The sequence below is a fragment of the Acinetobacter sp. GWC1_38_13 genome, assembly GCF_001767535.1.
Classification (GTDB): Bacteria; Pseudomonadota; Gammaproteobacteria; order Pseudomonadales; family Moraxellaceae; genus Acinetobacter; species Acinetobacter junii.
In genome coordinates this window covers 1-7,782 of record NZ_MELG01000091.1, presented here as the reverse complement: position 1 = coordinate 7,782, position 7,782 = coordinate 1, and the positions used below count along the sequence as shown (strand labels likewise).

Annotated in this window: 6 protein-coding genes and 1 pseudogene; 2 read left to right on the top strand and 5 right to left on the bottom strand. The window is 40.3% G+C overall.

Features of this window, described 5'->3' with window-relative positions; all coding sequences use genetic code 11:
* Positions 1-100 precede the first annotated feature (100 nt).
* Positions 101-775 (top strand): annotated as a pseudogene (locus A2003_RS09755) (AAA family ATPase).
* Between the two features lie 201 nt (positions 776-976).
* Here A2003_RS09755 and A2003_RS09750 read toward each other — a convergent pair.
* From A2003_RS09750 to ribF, 5 genes are all read right to left on the bottom strand, one after another.
* Positions 977-1,519, bottom strand: coding sequence for an NADPH-dependent FMN reductase (locus A2003_RS09750; RefSeq protein WP_075695959.1), 543 nt, complete (start codon positions 1,517-1,519; stop codon positions 977-979).
* A 104-nt stretch (positions 1,520-1,623) separates the two neighbouring features.
* On the bottom strand, positions 1,624-2,106 hold the full coding sequence (locus tag A2003_RS09745) for an FKBP-type peptidyl-prolyl cis-trans isomerase (protein ID WP_004907359.1): 483 nt from the start codon (positions 2,104-2,106) through the stop codon (positions 1,624-1,626).
* Complete coding sequence (lspA, locus tag A2003_RS09740; protein ID WP_004907358.1) at positions 2,099-2,638, bottom strand: signal peptidase II; 540 nt, start codon at positions 2,636-2,638, stop codon at positions 2,099-2,101. The genes A2003_RS09745 and lspA overlap by 8 nt, the downstream gene beginning before the upstream one ends.
* On the bottom strand, positions 2,631-5,468 hold the full coding sequence (gene ileS / locus A2003_RS09735; protein WP_004966905.1) for an isoleucine--tRNA ligase: 2,838 nt from the start codon (positions 5,466-5,468) through the stop codon (positions 2,631-2,633). Before ileS ends, lspA begins: the two co-directional genes overlap by 8 nt.
* A 63-nt stretch (positions 5,469-5,531) precedes the next feature.
* Positions 5,532-6,533 carry a riboflavin biosynthesis protein RibF gene (ribF, locus tag A2003_RS09730; protein ID WP_286687265.1) on the bottom strand — a complete coding sequence of 334 codons (1,002 nt, stop codon included), beginning with the start codon at positions 6,531-6,533 and terminating at the stop codon, positions 5,532-5,534.
* Positions 6,534-6,740: 207 nt separating this feature from the next.
* Between ribF and A2003_RS09725 the strand changes: the two genes are divergently transcribed.
* A partial coding sequence (locus A2003_RS09725; protein WP_286687264.1) for a TDT family transporter occupies positions 6,741-7,782 on the top strand: 1,042 nt, incomplete at its 3' end.

Below are 7,782 nucleotides of genomic sequence, written 5' to 3'. Positions count from 1 at the left end.
TTTTGCATATGACAGCTTAAGACGTTCATAAATGAATTAAGGTATTTTTTAAACTTAAAATCTAGCATGCTATAACAAATAATAAATTTCCCAATATTTTATGCAAGAAAGACCTTATATTCGAGCTGTAAAGTTTAAGTCGCCTGAGTCTTTGGATTGGGCTAGCTACCCTTATGTCGTACCAGCTGTTAACGATTTAGAAAGCATCAAGTTTCACCCACAAGTAACTTTCTTTGTCGGGGAGAATGGTTCAGGGAAATCGACCATTCTTGAGGCCTTAGCACTTGCTTTGGTTTTTTCAGAAGTTTGCATCAGGCGATTCGAACGATAAAAAGCTATAAGAAGCCTCAAGATTATTACTTTTTACGTGCCGAGAGCTTTTATAACGTTGCAACTTATATGAACAAGTGAACTATTTTGTGGAGTATGGGGGAGATATACACTTACGCTCACATGGGGAGGCTTTCTTAAAATTATTAACAATAAAATTAAAAGGGAAAGGTTTATACCTTTTAGATGAACCAGAAGCAGCCTTGTCTCCAACGATGTTGATGACAACCTTATCGGTTTTAGATCGTTTATGTCAGGAGCAATCTCAATTTATTATTGCTACCCATTCTCCTATTTTATTGGTTTATCCAAATGCCAAAATTTATCAGTTTTCGGACACAGGGATTAGAGTGATATCTTATGAGGAAACAGAACATTTTAGAGTGACAAAGGATTTTTAAATAATTATCAAAAAAGAATTCAGCAATTGCTAGAGAAAGAATAGATAAAAAGAAGCCCCATCATCTTGACGGGGCTTCTTAGTATTCAGTTTCTTGTCGTTTATATTCCTTATCAACGACCGCTTCCTGCGTATCTTGTTATTTTCGATGAGACTTCCTGTCTCTTTATGCATCTTATATTAGCGGTCAAGTCAACAGTGGAATAGACGTAAATCTACCTGATCAATGTACGCCTAGACGTACAATTAGGCGATATTATATTTCTGTAATTTGGCAACGAGTGCTGCTAATCCTTTTACTTCAAATTCATTGGCTTCAAATTTTTCGTCTTTATTACGTTTAAAGATGTCGCGAATTTCAATCACTGCATTTGGATCAATAATTCCTAAGCTTGAAGTTACTTGACGAATTTGGCTAATTGAACGTGAACCATTGGTTGAACCATAGCCGATAAAAGCTGCTGGTTTGCCTTGCCATTCTTTACCGACATAATCCAAGGCATTCTTCAGTGCTGGACTATAGCCATGGTTATATTCAGGGCTAATAAATATGAATCCTTGTGCTTGTGCAATTTTATCTGCCCAAGCTTGCTGTTTAGGTTGGTCATAGATACCTGTTGCAGGTGGGTGAGCACCTGCAAATAACGGTAAATCCCACTCTTTAAGATCGACGATTTCTGTTTGAAGATTATTTAATGTGAGCTCAGAGATTGCTTGTTGTACCCAGTTTGCAACTTTAATTGCAGTTCGACTTTCACGAACACTGCCGACAATAATATAAATGAGCATATTTAAAATCCTATGTGTTATTGCTTTGATTTAAAAATGAATGTTTCTATGATCTTATACAATTCTTTAGCGTTAAAAAAAGCTCTCATTTGAGAGCTTTTGTGTTACATCAATTTGATGCCTTGCTGACCTGCTGGGGTCACTTTAAAGATTTCAACTTCAAAGGTAATGTTTTTACCAGCAAGTGGATGATTAAAGTCAATCTCTGTGATGTCATCATTGACTGATTTTACGATGCCAAACAAGGTTGCTTTAGCTTTATCTTCAAATTCAATCATATGCCCGATGATAGGACGTTGTTCAAACTTCACGGTATCAAAAGTTTGAATATTTTCAGGATTCCATGGACCAAAAGCATCTTCTGGCGGTAAATGTACAGTACGACGATCGCCTGCACGTAAACCAAATAATGCTTTTTCAAATCCTGGGAGTAGGTTGCCATCCCCAATGACTAGACTAACAGGCTCTTCACGACCACGGGTATTATCAATTTCAACACCATTTTCGATCGATACTGAAAAATGTAAATCAACTTTTGAACCATCTTCAATCCGAATTTCTTCGTTTGGTTGGATAATTTCAGACATTTTTTGTTTCCGCATTTTGGATACGTTTCTTTTCAAGGAAGAAAGTATCAATAAGTAGCAGGATTGTTCCTAAGGTAATCGCACTATCTGCAATATTAAAAGCAGGGAAGTGACTGTCTTGATAATAGACATGAATAAAGTCAACGACATAACCCAATGAGACGCGGTCTATAAGGTTGCCTATAGCACCACCGAGAATTAATGCAATTGCCATCGGAAGGATGATCATTTTTTTTGGCATTTTCATTAACCAAAAAATAAAGATAATCGAGACAAAGCCTGCTAAAGAAGTAAAAAAGTAACGTTGCCAGCCACCAGCATCAGAAAGAAAACTGAATGCAGCACCATAGTTATGCAGTAATGTCCAATTCAGGAAAGGTAATACAGGAACAGGATCGGCATAGTTTAAGTGTGTACTTGCAATCCATTTTGTCCATTGATCTAACACAATGGCAAGGACTGAAAGTCCAAGCCACATGAGATTATGAGGATAAAACTGGAACAAGCCTTTTTTTGCTTGTGTATTAGGCATACTTTCTCACTTCGCCACTACCAGTGACATTGACGATACAACGAGCGCATAAACCAGCATGACCAACGTGGGTATTCACGTCTGGCAATACATGCCAGCAACGTACACATTTTTCACCATCAGCCGCAGAAACTTTGACACGTAATCCTGTTAAGTCAGTGCTTTCACCTTGTTCAGCATACGGGTAAACGATGACTTGAGACGTGATCAAGACGAAACGTAATTCATCAGCCAACTGATTTAATAATGTTTGTAATGCTTCATCTGCCCAAAGTTCAACTTTTGCAGATAAGTTACTACCAACAAGTTTAGCGTTACGTGCTGCTTCAATCTGTTTATTTACTGCTGATTTTACGCTAATCAATGTTTGCCAATCTGCTTCTGAAAGCAAGTTTGCTGTTGATGCCGTTGGGATGTCATACCATTCAGCAGTAAATACATATTTCTCAGTTTGCTCTGGGATCAATGGCCAAGCTTCTTGAGCAGTAAAGCTCAGGATTGGTGACATCCAGCGCACAAAAGCTTGTACTAAATGATACAGCGCAGTTTGTGCTGAACGGCGAGCTTGTGAATCTGCTTTGGTGGTGTACTGACGATCTTTGATGATGTCGAGATAGAAACCACCTAAGTCATTGATACAGAAATTGGTCAATGCGTTAGTTACAATGTGGAAGTTCATCTCTTCATAGGCTTGCTGAATGGTTTTTTGTACTTCAGCAGCACGTTGCAAGATGTATTGGTCTAATGCGATCAATTCGTTTACAGGTAAAGCATCTGTTGATGGCTTGAAACCATTTAAGTTTGCCAACAAGAAACGTAACGTGTTACGGATACGACGATAACCATCAGACGCACGGCTAAAGATTTCTTTACCTGCGGTCATTTCATATCGATAGTCAGCCGAAGCAATCCAGAAACGTAAACCATCTGCACCCATATCTTTGATGATGTCTTGTGGGGTGATGATGTTGCCTAATGACTTAGACATTTTACGACCTTTCTCATCCACGACGAAACCGTGAGTGAGTAGACCTTTATACGGTGCACGTTCATTAATCGCAATTGAAGTTAACAATGACGATTGGAACCAGCCACGATGTTGGTCTGAACCTTCAAGATACAAATCTGCAGGGTCTTGTAACTCTTCACGTTCACGCAACACTGCATAATGTGTAGTACCTGAGTCAAACCAAACGTCAAGTGTATCGCGTACGGCATTGTACTGTTCAGCATCTGCGCCAATGAAGTCGCTAGCATCGCGGTTATACCAACCATCAATACCTTCTTGTTCGATCAGTTTAGCGACTTCTTCAATGAGTTCAGGTGTACGAGGGTGTAATGCATTAGTATCTTTGTGTACAAAGAATGGGATTGGTACGCCCCAAGTACGTTGACGTGAGATACACCAGTCAGGACGACCTTCGATCATCGATTGAATACGATTTTTACCCCAATCTGGAACAAATTCGATGTCATTCTCAATCGCATTTAAAGCAGTTTGACGCAAACCTTTGGCATCCATGCTGATAAACCATTGTGGTGTTGCACGGAAGATAATCGGTGTTTTATGACGCCAGCAATGTGGATAGCTATGTTTAATCGGCTGATGTGCCCATAAACGACCTACAGCACCCAAAGCTTCGATAATTTTTGGATTGGCTTTGTAGATGTGCTCACCCGCAAAAATCGGTGCAGTTGGTAAATATACGCCATTACCACCAACTGGATTATCGACTTTTAGATTGTATTGCAGACCGACTTTATAGTCGTCCACACCGTGTCCAGGAGCAGTGTGTACGGCACCTGTACCGCTAGTCGCAATTACGTGCTCACCAACAATTACTGGGACTTGACGATCAGTAATTAAAGGATGTTGTAATAATAGCTTCTCAATGACAGCGCCTTTAAAATCAGCCAATACAACTGGATTTTCGAGCTTGTAACGTTCGATTGCTGATTCAACTAAATCTTTGGCAAGAATGAAGTTTTGTGAGCCTCGTTCAGTACTTACTTGTACCAGTTGGTAGTCAATGTCGGCATGTACTGCAACAGCTTGGTTGGCAGGTAAAGTCCACGGTGTAGTTGTCCAAATGACAATATCAGTCACATCTTGAACATCAATACTTAGACGTGCGCTTAAATCTTTAAGATCAATGACGGTGAAACCTACATCAATTGCATCAGATTTTTTGTCTTCGTATTCAACTTCTGCTTCTGCAAGTGCAGAACCACAGTCCAAACACCAGTTCACAGGCTTCAAACCTGGTTCAATATGACCCGCTTTAGCAATCGCACCCAACGAGCGTACAATGTCAGCTTCTTGTTTAAAGTTCATGGTGAGGTATGGGTTATCCCAGTCACCAAACACACCCATACGCACGAAGTCTTTTTTCTGTAACTCGACTTGTGTGTAAGCATATTCACGGCAGGCTTTGCGGAAGGTAGATGCGTCGACCTTGACACCAACCTTACCCACTTTTTCTTCTACTTTAAGCTCAATCGGTAATCCGTGACAGTCCCAACCAGGAACATAAGGTGCATCAAAGCCATCCATCACGCGGCTTTTGATGATGATGTCTTTTAGAACTTTATTGACTGCATGACCTAAGTGGATTTGACCATTGGCATATGGAGGGCCGTCATGAAGTACATATTTTTTCTTGCCAATACGCGATGCGCGAATCTGCTGATAAATGTTGTCGGCATACCACTCTTCTAACCATTTGGCTTCACGCACAGCCAAATTTGCTTTCATCGCAAATTCAGTATCAGGCAAATTGAGTGTGGCTTTATAATCCACTGCATTTTCAGGAGTTTGCTTATCGCTCATGCAAGTTTTCTTCCAGTTTTATCAGTCTAAACTGACATGTTCTACAAAAATGAAATTTAAAATTTAAAAAGGAAATTCTGGTGTGCGCTTACGATAGTCTCGTAGTTTTTGCACATCATCATCAATCCCAGCTTTGAGTGCTTCAAGCGAAGGGTAATTCAGTTCGCCATGTAAATAGTGAAGAAAAGTTACCCGCATCAATAGGCCATACAGATTAGCAGAAACATCAGGGAAATGTACTTCTAATCGCCACTCTGGATGATCTTGTTGAATAGCTGGACGTGTCCCGACATGACCTGCACCAAACAAACTATCAGCTTGATAACCAGCAATTCCATTCAACTCAGTATCTATATGTTGAATTTTGGCTGTGAGAGAAGCATTCTCACATACCACGTCCACCGCATAAATACCACTTAAACACGGTTTATGGCGATTTAAACGGACATTAATCGTTGGAAAATCAAGGGTACGTCCAATCTGATCGCCATATTGCACACGACCTGTAATGCTGTATGGACGACCCAATAATTTAGCAACTAAAGCAAGATCACCTGCTTGTAAAACTTGGCGAATACGAGTTGAACTCACACGTTCACCATTTAAAGCCACCGTATTTAAATTAGTGACGTCAAATCCATAATCGCGTAGGAATTCGCTATTGCCTTGGCGGTCTTTACCAAAATGAAAGTCATCACCTAATACTAAGCTTTGAGCATTGAGTTTTAATTTGAGTAACTCAGCAAACTCGGTTGCATTAAGACTTCTAAAATACTGATCAAACTTGGCGACAGCAATATAATCCACCCCTAACTCAGTTAAATATTCTACTTTTTCTCTGAGCGAGCTAATACGTGGTGGTGCGTCATAACCTTTAAAAAATTCAAGCGGTTGTGGCTCAAAAATCATCACTAATGTTTTTAAGCCTTTGGCATCAGCCAATGTTTTCAGTTGAGCAATCATCGCTTGGTGACCCAGATGGACACCATCAAAATTGCCAATCGTTACCGCGCTCGGAGGTAACTGAAAATCTGGCGATAATGCGTTGAGACGAAGCAACTTCATGGGCGTTAAATTCAGTGAATTTTGCAAAGGCTATATATTGCCATATTCTCAGCGATTCGTCTTGTTGTTGTGTTTTTACGCAAGGAAATTTCAATATTTAAACGCAATATATCATTTTTATTGATTCATTAAATAAAAATAAATCAGTTTTTCTTATTAATTGGGTCGCTTAAGATAGCTTAATCGTCGCTATAGATCGAGAAAGAGATGAAAAAGCCATTTTATCAGCTAGAACAAAGCAGAGATGTGATTCGCCATTTTACCCCAAACTGGTTTACCGCCACGATGGGAACAGGTGTGGTGGCGATGATTTTAGCACAGCTGCCTTTTGCTTCATCAGTCTTGTTTATGCTTGCGACTAAATTATGGCAGTTCAATATCTTGCTATTTATCACTTTCAGTATTCTTTATGGCTTGCGTTGGATTCTATTTCTGACTGAAGCAAAACAGATTTTTAACCACCCAAACATGAGCTTGTTTTTAGGTGCGATACCGATGGGACTAGCGACGATTGCGAATGGTTTCCTGAGCTTTGGGGTGCATTTATATGGTGATATTGCGGTTCAGATAGCGACTTATCTTTGGTATCTCGATGTATTTTTTGCGGTGCTGATTGCCTGGGTGGTGCCATTTTGTATGTTTAGCTGTCAGGACCATCAATTGCAACGTATGACTGCGGTTTGGCTGTTGCCAATCGTGGCATGTGAGGTGGCTGCGAGTTCTGCAGGATTACTATTACAGCATTTGGCCGCGGATCAGCATGCTTTAGCGATCTTGATCATGGGGTATGTGCTGTGGGGGATTTCTGTATTGCCTGCTTTTGCAATCTTAACCATTTTAATGTTACGTCTGGCTTTGCATCAGTTGCCTGAAAAAGAAGTCGCGATTTCTAGCTGGTTATGTTTAGGACCGATTGGAACAGAGGCATTGGCTTTGTTGTTACTCGGTCAGCAAGCTCCACGTATTTTGAATGCTGTTGGATTAGAAGAATTGGCGACAATAGTGCCAGCCATAGGCGTCATTGGTGGTTTGGTGTTATTGGGCTTTGGCTTGTGGTGGTTTGGCATCGCGGTTTTAACGACTGTACGTCACGCGCGTACAGGGATTCCTTTTAACCTTGGTTGGTGGGGGCTGACTTTCACTGCTGTCCCACAAATATCACAAGAAGAACTTCAATTGAGGTTCTTCTTGTTTTCGCCATTTTTTTATCAGGCACAAAGAGTGACCTTAAAAGTTTCCTTTCAAATAA